Source organism: Mesorhizobium sp. AD1-1 (assembly GCF_020164655.1).
Lineage (GTDB): Bacteria > Pseudomonadota > Alphaproteobacteria > Rhizobiales > Rhizobiaceae > Mesorhizobium > Mesorhizobium ciceri.
Genome location: NZ_JAIUGP010000001.1, coordinates 182,832 through 196,404, shown reverse-complemented (window position 1 = coordinate 196,404; position 13,573 = coordinate 182,832). Strand labels below are relative to the sequence as shown.

Below are 13,573 nucleotides of genomic sequence, written 5' to 3'. Positions count from 1 at the left end.
CTCTATCCTTGTTGACCCGTCAGTCCACGCGCGGCATACCGTTGGACCACGTGGCGTGACGGACAAAAAGGGGGAAGCCGGCACGCCTCCGGTACAAGGGAGGAATGCATGGCAGGGCTTCTCGCTCTATCCAGGACTATTGATCGCGCCAACGAGTTCATCGGCAAATGGATATCGTGGCTGATCCTGCTGGCGATCCTGGTGAGCGCCGCCAACGCCATTATCCGCAAGGTGTTCGACATATCCTCGAACGCTTGGCTCGAGCTGCAATGGTATCTGTTCGGCGCCGCCTTCATGCTGGCCGCCGCCTATACGCTGAAGCAGAACGAACATATCCGCATCGACGTCGTCTACGGCCTGTTTCCGCGCCGCGTGCAGCACTGGATCGACCTTTTCGGGCATGTCTTTTTTCTGATGCCGTTCGTGACGCTGATGGTGATCTATTTCGTTCCTTATGTGTCGCTGTCGTTTCGCAGCGGCGAGATGTCCAACAATTCCGGCGGCCTGATCATCTGGCCCGCCAAGGCCATCCTGCTCGTCGGGTTTTTCCTGCTGGCGCTGCAGGGCATCTCCGAGATCATCAAGAAGATCGCCATCATGCGCGGAGACATGGACGACCCCAATCCCTTCATATCGGTGCATGAGCAGGCCGAACTCGAAGCCAAGGCGCTGGCCGACGAGGTGCGTTCGTGATGGAGTTCATCGCGCAGAACATGGCGCCGATCATGTTCGCTTCGCTGATCATCTTCCTGCTGATCGGCTACCCCGTCGCTTTTTCCTTGGCCGCCAACGGCTTGATGTTCTTCTTCATCGGCGTGCTGCTGTCTCCCTATTCCGGAGGATCGATCAACCTCGCCTGGCCGCTCCTGCACGCATTGCCGGATAATTTCTACGGCAGCCGGGTGATGTCGAACGACACGCTGCTGGCCATCCCGTTCTTCACCTTCATGGGCATCGTGCTCGAGCGATCGGGCATGGCCGAAGACCTGCTCGACACGATCGGCCAACTGTTCGGGCCAATCCGCGGCGGCCTCGCCTATGCGGTGATCTTCGTGGGCGCGCTTTTGGCGGCGACCACCGGCGTGGTGGCGGCTTCCGTCATCGCCATGGGCCTGATCTCGCTGCCGATCATGCTGCGCTATGGCTATGACCGCCGGCTCGCATCCGGTGTCATTGCCGCCTCCGGCACGCTTGCCCAGATCATCCCGCCGTCGCTGGTGCTGATCGTGCTTGCCGACCAGCTCGGCCGCTCGGTCGGCGATATGTACGCGGGCGCGTTGATCCCGGGCCTCGTGCTCACCGGCCTCTATATGTCCTATATCCTGATCATGTCGATCATCCGGCCGAACTCGATGCCGGCGCTGCCGCTCGAGGCCCGTACACTTGGCCATGGCGTGATGTCGCTGCTGGTGGCTTTGCTGGTCACATCGGCGGTTTCCTACGCGGCATATCGTTATCTGGCGCCGGCGCATGGCGACAATGCCGACATTCTTGGCGCGACTGCCGGGGTGCTGTTCATCTACATCGTCGCCATTGCCGACAAGCGCCTGAACTTCAACATGATGTCCAGGCTCGCGCAGCAGGTGATCATCGTGCTGATCCCGCCACTGGCGCTGATCTTCCTGGTGCTGGGCACCATCTTCCTGGGCATCGCCACGCCGACCGAAGGCGGCGCCATGGGCTCGGTCGGCGCCTTGTTCATGGCGGCGGCCAAGGGGCGCTTGTCGCTTGACGTCGTCAAGCAGGCACTGGCCTCGACGACAAGGCTGTCGTCCTTCGTGCTGTTCATCCTGATCGGCGCACGGGTGTTCTCGCTGACCTTCTACGGCGTCAACGGCCACATCTGGGTCGAGCACCTTTTGACGTCGCTGCCGGGCGGCGAGGTCGGCTTCCTGATCGGCGTCAACATGCTCGTCTTCTTCCTCGCCTTCTTCCTCGACTTCTTCGAACTGGCGTTCATCATCGTACCGCTGCTGGCGCCCGCCGCCGACAAGCTCGGCATCGACCTGATCTGGTTCGGCGTGCTCCTGGGCGTCAACATGCAGACCAGCTTCATGCACCCGCCCTTCGGCTTCGCGCTGTTCTACCTGCGTTCGGTGGCCGCGCGCGTGCCCTATCTCGATCGTCTCACCGGCAAACAAATCGCGCCGGTGACCACCGGCCAGATCTATTGGGGCGCGGTGCCCTTTGTCTGCATCCAGGTGATCATGATCGGGCTGACCATCGCCTTCCCGCAAATGGTGATGCACTACAAGGGAACGACCGTCGATCCGGGCACCATCGACTACAAGGTACCGGAGGTGCCCGGCCTGTCGCCGCTGGGCACGCCGCCGGCGGATGGAGCGGCGCCCGCTGGTGGCGCCACGGCGCCGGCCGCTCCTGACCTTTCGCAACCGCCCAGTTTCGGCGATCCGACACCGACAAAGCCGGCAGCGCCGCAGCCCGACCTGTCGCAACCGCCAAGCTTCAACTGAACCGGCATGGTCAAGACCATGAAAGCGGTGCGGCTGGAAGCAGTGGGCGACATCACGCTGCGCGACGTCGACATGCCTGACATCGGTTCGGATGAGCTACTGGTGCGCATCGAAGCCTGCGGCGTCTGCGGCACGGACCGGCATCTGTTTCACGGTGAATTTCCTTGCACGCCACCGGTGACGCCCGGCCATGAGTTTTCCGGCATCGTCGAGGCGATCGGAAAATCGGTCTCGGGTTTTGCCATCGGCGATCGTGTTACCGGCGACCCCAACATAGCCTGCGGGCGCTGCGCGCACTGTCACGCGGGACAAGTCAATCTCTGCAGCAATCTGTGCGCGATCGGCATTCATCGCGACGGCGGCTTTGCCGACTATCTTGCCTTGCCGCAGAAACAGGCTTTCGTCCTGCCTGTAGGCCTGAACCCCCTGCACGGTGCCTTCTGCGAGCCGCTCGGCTGTTGCCTGCATGGCGTCGACCTGGCCGGTATCAAACCGGGCAGCTCGGTGGTCGTGCTTGGCGGCGGCGTGATCGGCCTGCTCACCGTGCAGCTGGCAAGACTGGCGGGAGCCACGACCATCATCCTGTCGACCAGGCAGGCTTCGCGGCGCGCCCTCGCCGAGGACCTCGGCGCGACAGCGACGATCGATCCGACAGCCACCGATGTCATCGATGCGATCGCCGGACCGGCCGGTCTGGCGCCAGGTGGCGTCGACGTCGTCTTCGAATGCGCCGGCGTGCGAGAGACCGTCGAGCAGTCCATGCGGCTGGCCCGAGCCGGCGGCACGGTCGTCATTGTCGGCGTGACGCCGCAAGGCATGAAAGCGGAATTCGAGCCGTTCGACCTGTTGTTCCGGGAACTGAAGGTGCTCGGTTCCTTCCTCAATCCCTACACCCATCGCCGCGCCGCCGAACTCATCGCTTCCGGTGCGGTCGAGATCGACAGGCTGATCTCCAGGCAGGTGTCGCTTGAAGAAGCGCCAGCGGTGATCGCCAATCCGCCGGCGCCCGGCGAGGTCAAGGTTCTGGTGGTGCCGCGCCGCGGCTGAACCGCCGGCTTCGCCTCCCGGCATATACAGAAAAGCTCCCTGAGCGGGGTCCGCCCAGAGAGCTTTTGAGCAGAAGTCCGGCCGGCTACAGCTTGCCGTTGCGCTGCTGGACCATCATGAAGGTGTCGTAATTGTATTCGGCCACCTGTGCCCAGAGATAATGCTCCTTGCGGAAGCCCTTGATCGATTCCCAGATCTTCTTGAACGGGGCGTTGGAAGCTTCCATTTCGGTATAGACCTCGTTGGCCTTTTCGAAGCAGGCGGCCATGATCTCCTGGCTGAACGGGCGCAGTTTCGCGCCGCCGGCCACCAGCCGCTTCACCGCCGCAGGGTTCAGATAATCGTATTTCTGCAGCATGTTGGCGTCGGCCGCCTGCGCGGCAGTGTGCAGCAGCGACTTGTACGTTGGCGAAAGCTCTTCGTACTTCGCCTTGTTGAACATCAGGTGGACGGTCGGGCCGCCCTCCCACCAGCCGGGATAGTAATAATAGGGCGCCACCTTGTAGAAGCCGAGCTTCTCGTCGTCATAGGGACCGACCCATTCGGCCGCGTCGATGGTGCCTTTTTCCAACGCCGGATAGATGTCGCCACCGGCGATCTGCTGCGGCACGACGCCGAGTTTCTGCACCACCTTGCCGGCAAAACCGCCGATTCGCATCTTGAGGCCGGAAAGGTCGGCCACCGTGTTGATTTCCTTTCGGAACCAGCCACCCATCTGCACGCCGGTGTTGCCGCCCGGCAGGCCGAAAAGGCCCTGCGTGGCGAGAAACTCGTTGAACAGGTCGATGCCGCCGCCATGGTAATGCCAGGCATTCATGCCGCGTGCGTTGAGCGAAAAGGGCACCGCCGCACCGAGCGCCCATGTCGGGTCCTTGCCCCAGTAATAATATGCCACCGTATGGCAGGCCTCGACCGTGCCGGCGGTGGTGGCGTCGGCGGCCTGCAGGCCAGGCACCAGCTCACCGGCAGCAAAAACCTGGATCTGGAAATTGCCGTCGGTGGCTTCCGACAGCATCTTCGAGAACACCTCGGCGCCGCCATAGATGGTGTCGAGCGACTTCGGGAAGGACGACGCCAGCCGCCATGTCACCTTGGGATTGGACTGGGCGATTGCAGGCGCCGCCAGCGTGGCCGCCGCCGCCGCGGCACCGACGCCGGTGACACCGGCCTTGCGAATGAATGAACGACGATCCATGAAGTTCCTCCCTTTTGGATCAACAGGCCGACGTCAGAAAATCCTCGGTTTCCGTGTCGGTTCGTTCGAGACAATACACAGGCAAGAAGTCGAGTCCAGCAGGCCGGCCCGATTTGACGGCGAAGCCCGGCTGCACTGCAACTATAGTCTAACAGGCCGTTTCGTGGCCCATGCGACACGCCGAAACTTGGCATGGAAAAATAACGTGGGATCGCCTATTTTGAAGGCAGGTATCCCTTGCCCCGATGGAACACAGAGCCCAAATGCATCAGCCGCTCGTCGCCATATCGACCGACGTCCGCCAGTTCGACAACTACACCTGGCACGCCGCCCCACAACAATATCTGGAAGCGGCGATCACCGGCGCCGGCGTGTTCCCGGTGCTGGTGCCATCGTTCGGCGACCGGCTCGATTTCGACGAACTCCTGTCGTCGGTCGACGGCGTCATGGTCACCGGCTCGAAATCCAATGTGCATCCCTCGCTCTATGGCGGCGACGCCAGTGAAGCCAATGGCCCCTATGATCCGGCGCGCGACGCCACGACGCTGCCGCTGATCCGCCGGGCGATCGAACGCGGCGTGCCGCTGCTCGCCATCTGCCGCGGCATCCAGGAACTGAACGTGGCGTTGGGCGGCACGCTCGGCACCGAGATCCAGGAGCGCGAGGGCTCGCTCGATCACCGCGCGCCGGTGAGCGACAAGCAGGACGAACGCTTCGCCATCCACCAGACCATTTCGATCAAACCTGACAGTTGCCTGGCCGGTGTGTTCGGTGCCGGCGACATCAAGGTCAATTCGTTGCACCGCCAGGCGATCGACCGGCTCGGTTCGAAGCTGCAGGTCGAGGCCGTCGCCACCGACGGTACGGTCGAGGCGGTTTCGGTGCGGGACGCCCGCGCCTTCGCCGTCGGCGTGCAATGGCACCCGGAATACTGGGTCAAGTCGGACAGCAATTCGGTGAAAATATTCCGTGCCTTCGGCGATGCGGTTCGGCTGCACGCCGCAGCGAAGGCGGGCGCGCGGGCCGCAGCGGAATAATCAGTCGCCGGATTTTTTATCACGGGTGGCCGCCAGCGACAGCAGCGGCAGCGCCGGGGCATAGGATTCGTAGCCGTCGCCATCGGCAGCCGCGAAGGTGACGATTGGATCGGTGCCATTGGCGCTGAAGGCAACGGTGCCATCGTTTTGCTCGCGCCAGAACTTCGCCTGTTCTATGCCCGGCAAGAGCCGACGGCATTTGGGAGCAACGGTGAGCAACGACAAACCGTCCGAAATTTCGGCTCCGCGGCTGACTGCACAGACCGCCTCATCGCCATTGGCGACCAGCCTGTAGCTGTTGGACGGGGCGGCCTCGTTGGCTACGCTTTCCCGGCTGCCGCCATGAAACAGCTGAATGCCACCAAACAGCGCTGCGGCAGCGATCAATGCGGAAAGTGCTTTCATCATTCTTCATCCACGTACACGGACAGGTTGAACAATGATTCCAAAGGGTTAAGCTGACGTTAATAAATGTGGCAGCCACCGATCAGTTTCTAGCCTTCACATGCGCCGTCTCAGGCACCGGCGTCAGCGGCCGGCGCTCGGTGAACCAGGACACCAGATTGTCGACGCACAGATCCGCCATGGCGCGGCGTGTATGGTCCGAGGCCGAGCCGACATGCGGCAGCAGCGAGGCGTTGGGCGCGTCGAGCAGCGCCTTGGGCACGTTCGGTTCGTCGGCAAAGACGTCGAGGCCGGCAGCGGCGATGGTGCCGTTGGCAAGGGCTGCCGCAAGCGCTGCCTCATCGACCGTGCTGCCACGGCCGATGTTGACGAAGACGCCGTTGGCGCCAAGCGCCGACAGTATCTCGGCATTGACCGCCTTCTCCGTCGAGGCGCCCCCCGGCGCGACCGAAATCAGCGTATCCACGGCTTCGGCAAGCCCTTTCAGGGTCGCATGATAGTGGTAGGAAAGACCTTCGACACGGCGCCGGTTGTGGTAGGCGACCGGCAAGCCAAAGGCTTCCAGACGCCGGGCAATGGCCTGCCCGATGCGGCCCATGCCGAAAATACCCACACTGCGCCCGCGCAAGGTCAGCCGGCTCAGCGGATAGTTGCCCTTGCGCACCCAGCTGCCGTCGCGCAGCCAGGTCTCGGCGCGCGGCAGGTCGCGGATGGTGTTGATCAACAGCCCGATCGTGGTGTCGGCGACCTCCTCGGTCAACACGTCGGGCGTGTTGGTGACCATGATGTTTTTCGCCGCCGCATGACCGACATCGACCGAATCATAGCCGACGCCGAAGGAAGCGATGAGTTCGAGGTTGGGCAATGCATCCATCATCGCCGCGTTGATGCCGGCGAAGGAAGCGATGCCGCGCACATCACTGCGCATCTCGTCGGTGACGAGCGCCGGATCGGCGCGTTCAATTCTGACACGCCTGAACGTGCGGTTGATGCGGTCGACCGCGTGGTCGTTGAAATCGCCCGGCACCAGGATGGCGACGGCTTGCAACTGTTCGGCCTTGGTCATGCACGCTCCACCGGCTTGCCGGTCGACTGACGCACATGCAGTTCCGGCTTGATCAATTCCTGCGAGGGTCGCACCGTCTGCCCGTTGAGCTTGTCGAGCAGCGCGCTGGCGGCGCGGCGGCCAACCTCGCGCTGGCCGTTCCAGACTGTGGTCAGCGCCGGCGTCGCGATCGCCGCCTCTTCGAGGTCGTCATAGCCGGTGACCGAGATGTCGACGCCCGGCACCAGGCCGGCGCGGGCAATGCCGTTCATCAGGCCGATGGCGACGAGGTCGTTCCAGCAGCAGGCTGCCGTCGGCCTGTCCTTCAGCGCCAGGAACTGTCCGGCGGCCTCGAAGCCGGCCTGCTTGGTGCGCGGCCCGGCGATGCGCCAGGACGGCCTGACTTCCAGCCCGGCCGCCTCCATCGCGTTGATATAGCCTTGGTAGCGGTCACGGCCGGTCGAGGTCTGGTCGGTGCCGCCGATCATGGCGATGCGCTTGTGGCCGAGCGAGATCAGGTGGTTGGTGGCGAGGCCTGTTCCATAAGAGTCGTCGCCGCGAAAGACCGGCACGTCGGCACCCTCGACGGTGCGCGCGATCAGCACAGCCGGCAGGCCGTTCTCCTCGGCCATCACGATGTCGGAAGCCGGCGTGCCTATCGCCGGCGACATGATGACCCCGTCGGCGCCGAGCTGCAAAAGCGTATCGATGAAAGTGCGCTGCTTTTCGAGCTGATCATAGTGGTTGGACAGGATGAAGGTTTGCCGGCTGCGGTCGAGCTCGCTTTCGATCGAGCGCAGGATCTCGGCGAAGAACGGGTTCATGATGTCGTGCACGACGACGCCGACAATGCCGGAACGCGAGGTGCGCAGGCTGGCGGCGCGTCGGTTGTAGATATAGCCGATGGCGCGGGCATGTTCCTTGATGCGGTCACGGGTGGTCCCGGCAACAAGAGGGCTGTCGCGCAGCGCCAGCGAGACCGTGGCCGTGGACACGCCGAGCGCATCCGCGATCGTCGAAAGCTTGATTTTTTGTGCCAGCGACGTGTGCTCCCCGGACCTGACTTTCCAGACCTAAACTGTTTAAAGGCGGCGTTATGCCACCGATCGGGGGCAAATCAAAGTTTTTTTGCCAACGCCTCGGCCTCGACGTCCGAGGCCGCGCGGCTCCGCAGCCGAAGCCTATGCTCGCGATGGACGATGTAGAGGCCGCTGGCGACGATGATGGCGGCGCCGACCAGCGTCCAGCGGTCGGGAAACTGCTTGAAGACGATCCATCCGGAAATGATCATCCACACCATCTGCGAATAGGGATAGGGCGCCAAAGCCGTGGTCGTCGCCAGCCGGTAGGCCTGGACGAGCAGCCAGTGACCGACGCCGCCGAACACGCCGAGCATCAGCAGCACGAACCAGTGCCAGCCGTCATGCGGCAGGGAAAACGAAAACGGCAGCAGGGGCAACAGCAGCAGCGCCGGCGCCAGCGCCGAAAACAGGATGAGGCTCTCCGATGTCTCGGTCGCCGACATGCGGCGCGTCATGATGACGTAGAAGCAGTTCGACAGCATCGAGCCGAGCGCGAAGAGATGTCCGATGCCGAACACGCCGACGCCCGGTCGGGTGATGATGAGGACGCCGGCAAAGGCCGCCAGGATGGCCAGCCAGCGCCGCCAGCCCGCCCACTCGCCAAGCAGCGGACCGGCCAGCGCCGTGATCACCATCGGCCCAAAGAAATAGATCGAGGTTGTCTCGGCCAGTTGCAGGGATTTGAGCGCCAGGACATTGAATATGGTCGATCCGAACAGGAAAGCCCCGCGCAGGATATGCGCAGGCAGGTTGACCGGGCGAAACCGCATGGGTTGGCGCCAGCCGCGCAACAGGGTGCCGACCAGGATGACATGCACGGCAAAGCGCACCCAGGCAACGACCAGCACGGAAATGCCGGCGAGGACGAGGTATTTGCTTGATGTGTCGAGGAAGGTGAAGCAGACGTAAGTGGAAAGCATGCACAGGATCGCCACCGGGGGCGTCGCGCTTTCTACATGTCTTTGGGGAGCACTCACTTGCAGGCCGGGTGGGAGCTGGGCTGGACCCACCTTTGCGGGAATTGCCGGCTCCCGGCAAGCCAATTGTCGGCTGTCGCCACGCCAAAGCCGGCTGGCACAACAAGTGTCGGCGGCAGGCTTAGTCGATGCCTCTGAAGCTACGGGTGCATACGGGCGCCCTTGGTGATCTTGTCGACCAGCTTCTTGTCGGCGCGAAGCGCGATCCCGACCGCCTTGGCGTCTTCAGGCGCAAATTCGGCGAAGACGGCGCGGTTGGCCGCGTCAAAGCCGGTCGAAAACATCTCCTCGACATAGAGCGAGGTGGTCACGCCGCGCTCCAGCGTGCGCCGGTGGATCGTGCCCAGCGTGGCCTGGTCGGCGGACAAAACGATGACCGGCTGGATCGACAGCGGGTTATAGAGATTGCCGGCGCGGTCGCGATAGGGTTCACCGATGATATCGGAAAACTGCGCGACGATGCCGCTGGTCAGGAAGGCGGTGACGTTGAGTTTCTGCCAGACCGCCAGATCTTCCCTGAGCACGATTGCAAATTTCGTATCGAACATGAGACATTGGCCATTCGGTTTGTGCCCCAATGCGAGGCTTAAGGAGACGATGTCGCACGATCTAGACAGCCAGGCCTTCGAGGGTCTTGGACGTTTGTGCATCGATGCGGCGGAAAACCGTATTATCTCCGGTCCCGATCCCGCAGGCATGGAGCGGATCGAGGCACGCTTCCATGGCAGCGCGTTCGACCTGCATCGCCACGACACCTATGCGATCGGGGTAACGCTGCACGGTGTGCAGACGTTTCGCTATCTTGGTGCTGCGCGTCACAGCCTTCCAGGCCAGATCATCGTGCTACACCCCGACGAACTGCATGACGGCGGCGCCGGCACCGAGGACGGCCTGCGCTACCGAATGCTCTATTTGGAGCCGTCGCTGATGCTCGACTGCCTCGGCGGCGCTTCGCTGCCTTTTGTGAGGGATGGCGTGGTGACGGACGCCGCCTTTTGCGCAACGCTGCTTTCGGCGCTGGGGCCGCTGGAGCAGGAACTCGACGACCTGTTCGTCGACGATTTCCTGGTCCAACTGATGCAAAGCCTGACCCGGCATGGCGGCCAGCCGGCAAAGCCGATGACCAGGACGGCGTGGCGGGCGGCTGCACTGGCGCGCGACTATCTCACGGAAAACCTGACCCGGCCGGTGCGCTCCGGCGAACTGGAAGCGATAACCGGGCTCGACCGCTATGCCTTGTCACGGCATTTCCGCGCGGCGTTCTCGACCAGTCCGCATCGCTTCCTGGTGATGCGCCGGCTTCAGCGTGCGCGGCGGATGATCGCCGCCGGCGAACCGTTGGCGCAGATCGCAGTCGAAGCCGGCTTCAGCGACCAGAGCCATTTCATCAGGCACTTCAAGAAGGCGTTCGGCATGACACCGGGACGCTGGTCGTCGCTGATCCAGGGCTCTGCCGCGGCGGCTTGATCGCCTGCCGCCACAATCCGCCGGTCAGTCGTCCGACTCGGCGTCGTCGTCGATGAGCACCAATTCCTCGTTCGAGAGGTTGGCCTCGATGCGGGCAAGCAGTTTGAACAGCGACTTCTGGTCCTTCTTGTCGAGGCCCTTCAGCGCCTGCTTTTCGGTCTTCTTCACCGATTTCTCGATGGCGTGGATGATGTCGCGGCCTGTATCGGTGAGAAAGATGTGGGCCTGGCGGGCATCGGCTTCAGAAGCGCGCTTCTCCAGGAAACCCTGGGCCTGCAGCCGGTTGATGGTCTTGGTGATCGTCGGCGGGCGCACGCCGAGACGTCCGGCAAGATTGCCCGGCGTCTGGCCGTCCTCACGGTCGAGCGCCAGCATGATCTGGTCCTGGCCGGCATAGAAGCCGTGCGCCAGAAGCCGGGCAGCCAGCGCCGTCCTTGCCAGCCTTGCCGCGGAATGCAGCCGGCTCATTGTCGCAGTCTTGTCCGCCTTGGCCATGGTCTTCCCTCTTCGGCCGTACCGGTGCGGGCAGCATAGAGGCAGCCGGCCGGTTGGCAATCGACGATCAAAAAGATTCCGGTGCTTCAAACAGCTTTGCCGGCAAGCATTGTGGTGTCCGCCGTGGCTAATGCCAGATGTTTATTTCAGTTAGATGACAAACGAATTCCCAGCCGGAGTTTTCGTCGCGAGCAGGGTGGTGGTGGTGGAGTGACCGCCGCTCAGCCGGACTTCACCGCCACGATCATCAGCGCCTGATAGGCATCCTCCAACTCGCGCAGCGCAGCCTGCGATTGCGATCCGGCCCGCCTGGCGATGCCGTCATCGGCATTTGAAGTGTCGCGCTTGCCGGGCCGGTCATTGTAGGGCGCGACAGAGGTGAAGATCTGCTCGCTGAGGCTGTCGGGGAAAAACAACTGGCCGGTCATCACCGACCTGTCGTCAGGGAAGACCTTGAAATGGATATGGGTGGTGCGGCCGCGATACCAGCCGGGATAGATCGTGGCGAAGGAGACGATGCCGCTTGCATCGGTTTTCTGCCAACCACGCAGGAAGGTCTGGCCCGACGTGTCGACGTCGCGGCCGTCACCCTGTCCGGGATAGCCGGAATAGGCGCCCTGCGCGTCGCAATGCCAGATATCGACGCGGGCGCCGGCAAGTGGGCGGCAGTCCACGTCGACAACCTGCAGCCGGACGTCAAGGGCAATACCTTTCTTGCCTTCGGTGACATCGGCACGTTCGAGTTTCGGGTCGAAATAGAACGGTCCCTCGGTCACTTCAGGCGTAATGGTGCAGACACCGGCGCCGTTTTCGAACAAGGCCAGTCCGGCATAGGGTGAAGCCTGGGCAGCCGAAGATTGAGCGGCCATTGCCGAGGCCGGCAGGAAGGCACCACCTCCGGCGGTGACCGCGATCAACCCGAGCGCCTGGCGCCGGCTCAATGAGAAGGAGGATGGCTTGCCGGACATATCTTGCCTCTCAAATTGACCTTCCGCATCCCGAGCTAGGCAATCACAGCGGCTTTCGCCAGTCAAAATCCGGTATTGTAGCAAGCCGGTTTGGCCCATCGGTTTGCCCCGTGCAAAAGCCCGGCACACATCCTATATGGAACCGACAATCCCTTTTGAGGGCCGGATCTTTCGCGGCCCAGCACTTTCGAGGCAAGCCATGAGCGACGCACAGACGCAAATCCCCGTAACCGTTCTCACCGGCTATCTCGGCGCCGGCAAGACGACGCTGCTCAACCGCATCCTGTCGGAAAACCACGGCAAGCGCTACGCCGTCATCGTCAACGAGTTCGGTGAAATCGGCATCGACAACGATCTGATCGTGGAATCCGACGAGGAAATCTACGAGATGAACAATGGCTGCATCTGCTGCACGGTGCGCGGCGACCTGATCCGTGTCGTCGAGGGCCTGATGCGCCGCCCCGGCCGCTTCGACGCCATCGTCGTCGAGACCACCGGGCTCGCCGATCCGGTGCCGGTGGCGCAGACCTTCTTCATGGACGACGATGTGCGCTCCAAGACCAGGCTTGACGCGGTGGTGGCGCTGGTCGACGCCAAGCACCTGCCGTTGCGGCTCAAGGATTCCAGGGAAGCCGAGGACCAGATCGCCTTCGCCGACGTCGTCGTGCTCAACAAGACCGACCTCGTCACGTCAGAAGAACTCGCCAAGGTCGAGGCAACGATCCGCGCCATCAACCCGGCGGCAAAGATCCATCGTACCACCCGCGCCGGCGTCGACCTGACCGAAGTACTCGACCGCGGCGCTTTCGATCTGTCCCGGGCACTGGAAAACGATCCGCACTTCCTCGAGGCGCATGACGATCACGATCATCATGACCATGACCATGACCACGACCACCACCACCATGATCATGACGGGCACCACCATCATGCGCATGCTTCCGACATTCATGACGTGACGGTGCAATCGGTGTCGCTGCGCGGCGGCGAGATGGATCCGAAGAAATTCTTCCCCTGGATCGAGAAGATCACCCAGATGGAAGGCCCCAACATCCTGCGGCTGAAAGGCATCATCGCGCTCAAGGGCGACGACGAGCGCTATGTCATCCAGGGCGTGCACATGATCATCGAAGGCGACCACCAGCGCGCCTGGAAAGACGGCGAAAAGCACGAGAGCCGGCTGGTGTTCATCGGCAGGGAACTCGACGCCGAGCGGCTGAAGAAGAGTTTTGACGCCTGCCAGGCGGCTTGATTTCCAAGCCTTATAACGCTAGCGCTGCCCCTTCTGTCCTTCTCCCCTTGTGGGAGAAGGTGGCCGTGCGAAGCTCGGTCGGATGAGGGGTGCTCCAGCTGGGCACCGACGGCGATCCGTCCAACACCC

14 protein-coding genes are annotated in these 13,573 nt (G+C 62.9%); 6 read left to right on the top strand and 8 right to left on the bottom strand.

Annotated features, from left to right (window positions below; all coding sequences use genetic code 11):
• Positions 1-108 precede the first annotated feature (108 nt).
• The 3 genes from LB519_RS00940 to LB519_RS00930 are packed head-to-tail and all read left to right on the top strand — an operon-like array spanning position 109 to position 3,521.
• Positions 109-693 (top strand): TRAP transporter small permease subunit, encoded by a 585-nt coding sequence (locus LB519_RS00940; protein ID WP_013528212.1) that lies wholly within the window; start codon positions 109-111, stop codon positions 691-693.
• Positions 693-2,474, top strand: coding sequence for a TRAP transporter large permease subunit (locus tag LB519_RS00935; RefSeq protein ID WP_263484486.1), 1,782 nt, complete (start codon positions 693-695; stop codon positions 2,472-2,474). The genes LB519_RS00940 and LB519_RS00935 overlap by 1 nt, the downstream gene beginning before the upstream one ends.
• 18 nt (positions 2,475-2,492) lie before the next feature.
• On the top strand, positions 2,493-3,521 hold the full coding sequence (locus LB519_RS00930) for a zinc-dependent alcohol dehydrogenase family protein (protein WP_224618704.1): 1,029 nt from the start codon (positions 2,493-2,495) through the stop codon (positions 3,519-3,521).
• Between the two features lie 85 nt (positions 3,522-3,606).
• Here the strand turns inward: LB519_RS00930 and LB519_RS00925 are convergent, their stop codons facing one another.
• Positions 3,607-4,716 carry a TRAP transporter substrate-binding protein gene (locus tag LB519_RS00925; protein ID WP_013528215.1) on the bottom strand — a complete coding sequence of 370 codons (1,110 nt, stop codon included), beginning with the start codon at positions 4,714-4,716 and terminating at the stop codon, positions 3,607-3,609.
• 263 nt (positions 4,717-4,979) lie between these two features.
• On the opposite strand from LB519_RS00925, the gene LB519_RS00920 reads away from it, so the two are divergent.
• Positions 4,980-5,753 carry a gamma-glutamyl-gamma-aminobutyrate hydrolase family protein gene (locus LB519_RS00920; RefSeq protein WP_127259555.1) on the top strand — a complete coding sequence of 258 codons (774 nt, stop codon included), beginning with the start codon at positions 4,980-4,982 and terminating at the stop codon, positions 5,751-5,753.
• Here LB519_RS00920 and LB519_RS00915 read toward each other — a convergent pair whose 3' ends face one another.
• The 5 genes from LB519_RS00915 to LB519_RS00895 form a co-directional block, all read right to left on the bottom strand.
• Positions 5,754-6,158 carry a hypothetical protein gene (locus LB519_RS00915; RefSeq protein ID WP_024501916.1) on the bottom strand — a complete coding sequence of 135 codons (405 nt, stop codon included), beginning with the start codon at positions 6,156-6,158 and terminating at the stop codon, positions 5,754-5,756.
• Positions 6,159-6,240: 82 nt separating this feature from the next.
• The gene (locus LB519_RS00910; RefSeq protein ID WP_224618357.1) at positions 6,241-7,224 is read right to left on the bottom strand and encodes a 2-hydroxyacid dehydrogenase; all 984 of its coding nucleotides are present in this window, start codon (positions 7,222-7,224) and stop codon (positions 6,241-6,243) included.
• A complete protein-coding gene (locus tag LB519_RS00905; protein WP_081714208.1) occupies positions 7,221-8,243 on the bottom strand; it encodes a LacI family DNA-binding transcriptional regulator in 1,023 nt (340 codons plus the stop codon). Before LB519_RS00905 ends, LB519_RS00910 begins: the two co-directional genes overlap by 4 nt.
• Positions 8,244-8,320: 77 nt before the next feature.
• Positions 8,321-9,205: a DMT family transporter gene (locus LB519_RS00900; RefSeq protein WP_063173523.1), complete on the bottom strand. Its 885-nt coding sequence runs from the start codon at positions 9,203-9,205 to the stop codon at positions 8,321-8,323.
• A 197-nt stretch (positions 9,206-9,402) separates the two neighbouring features.
• A complete protein-coding gene (locus LB519_RS00895; RefSeq protein ID WP_013528221.1) occupies positions 9,403-9,810 on the bottom strand; it encodes a DUF2000 family protein in 408 nt (135 codons plus the stop codon).
• A 49-nt stretch (positions 9,811-9,859) separates the two neighbouring features.
• Between LB519_RS00895 and LB519_RS00890 the strand changes: the two genes are divergently transcribed.
• Positions 9,860-10,729, top strand: coding sequence for an AraC family transcriptional regulator (locus tag LB519_RS00890; protein WP_127365919.1), 870 nt, complete (start codon positions 9,860-9,862; stop codon positions 10,727-10,729).
• A 24-nt stretch (positions 10,730-10,753) separates the two neighbouring features.
• Here LB519_RS00890 and LB519_RS00885 read toward each other — a convergent pair whose 3' ends face one another.
• Positions 10,754-11,224 (bottom strand): MarR family winged helix-turn-helix transcriptional regulator, encoded by a 471-nt coding sequence (locus tag LB519_RS00885; RefSeq protein ID WP_013528223.1) that lies wholly within the window; start codon positions 11,222-11,224, stop codon positions 10,754-10,756.
• A 221-nt stretch (positions 11,225-11,445) separates the two neighbouring features.
• Positions 11,446-12,192: an intradiol ring-cleavage dioxygenase gene (locus LB519_RS00880; protein WP_063169833.1), complete on the bottom strand. Its 747-nt coding sequence runs from the start codon at positions 12,190-12,192 to the stop codon at positions 11,446-11,448.
• 199 nt (positions 12,193-12,391) lie between these two features.
• Between LB519_RS00880 and LB519_RS00875 the strand changes: the two genes are divergently transcribed.
• On the top strand, positions 12,392-13,444 hold the full coding sequence (locus LB519_RS00875; RefSeq protein WP_224618355.1) for a CobW family GTP-binding protein: 1,053 nt from the start codon (positions 12,392-12,394) through the stop codon (positions 13,442-13,444).
• The last annotated feature ends 129 nt before the right edge of the window (positions 13,445-13,573 follow it).

Bases quoted from the DNA above. Each gene is read 5' to 3' on its own strand.
- LB519_RS00910 (WP_224618357.1), bottom strand. From the start codon at position 7,224: ATGACCAAGGCCGAACAGTTGCAAGCCGTCGCCATCCTGGTGCCGGGC.
- LB519_RS00875 (WP_224618355.1), top strand. From the start codon at position 12,392: ATGAGCGACGCACAGACGCAAATCCCCGTAACCGTTCTCACCGGCTAT.
- LB519_RS00880 (WP_063169833.1), bottom strand. From the start codon at position 12,192: ATGTCCGGCAAGCCATCCTCCTTCTCATTGAGCCGGCGCCAGGCGCTC.
- LB519_RS00920 (WP_127259555.1), top strand. From the start codon at position 4,980: ATGCATCAGCCGCTCGTCGCCATATCGACCGACGTCCGCCAGTTCGAC.
- LB519_RS00885 (WP_013528223.1), bottom strand. From the start codon at position 11,224: ATGGCCAAGGCGGACAAGACTGCGACAATGAGCCGGCTGCATTCCGCG.
- LB519_RS00895 (WP_013528221.1), bottom strand. From the start codon at position 9,810: ATGTTCGATACGAAATTTGCAATCGTGCTCAGGGAAGATCTGGCGGTC.
- LB519_RS00925 (WP_013528215.1), bottom strand. From the start codon at position 4,716: ATGGATCGTCGTTCATTCATTCGCAAGGCCGGTGTCACCGGCGTCGGT.
- LB519_RS00900 (WP_063173523.1), bottom strand. From the start codon at position 9,205: ATGCTTTCCACTTACGTCTGCTTCACCTTCCTCGACACATCAAGCAAA.
- LB519_RS00940 (WP_013528212.1), top strand. From the start codon at position 109: ATGGCAGGGCTTCTCGCTCTATCCAGGACTATTGATCGCGCCAACGAG.
- LB519_RS00930 (WP_224618704.1), top strand. From the start codon at position 2,493: ATGAAAGCGGTGCGGCTGGAAGCAGTGGGCGACATCACGCTGCGCGAC.
- LB519_RS00915 (WP_024501916.1), bottom strand. From the start codon at position 6,158: ATGAAAGCACTTTCCGCATTGATCGCTGCCGCAGCGCTGTTTGGTGGC.
- LB519_RS00890 (WP_127365919.1), top strand. From the start codon at position 9,860: ATGTCGCACGATCTAGACAGCCAGGCCTTCGAGGGTCTTGGACGTTTG.
- LB519_RS00935 (WP_263484486.1), top strand. From the start codon at position 693: ATGGAGTTCATCGCGCAGAACATGGCGCCGATCATGTTCGCTTCGCTG.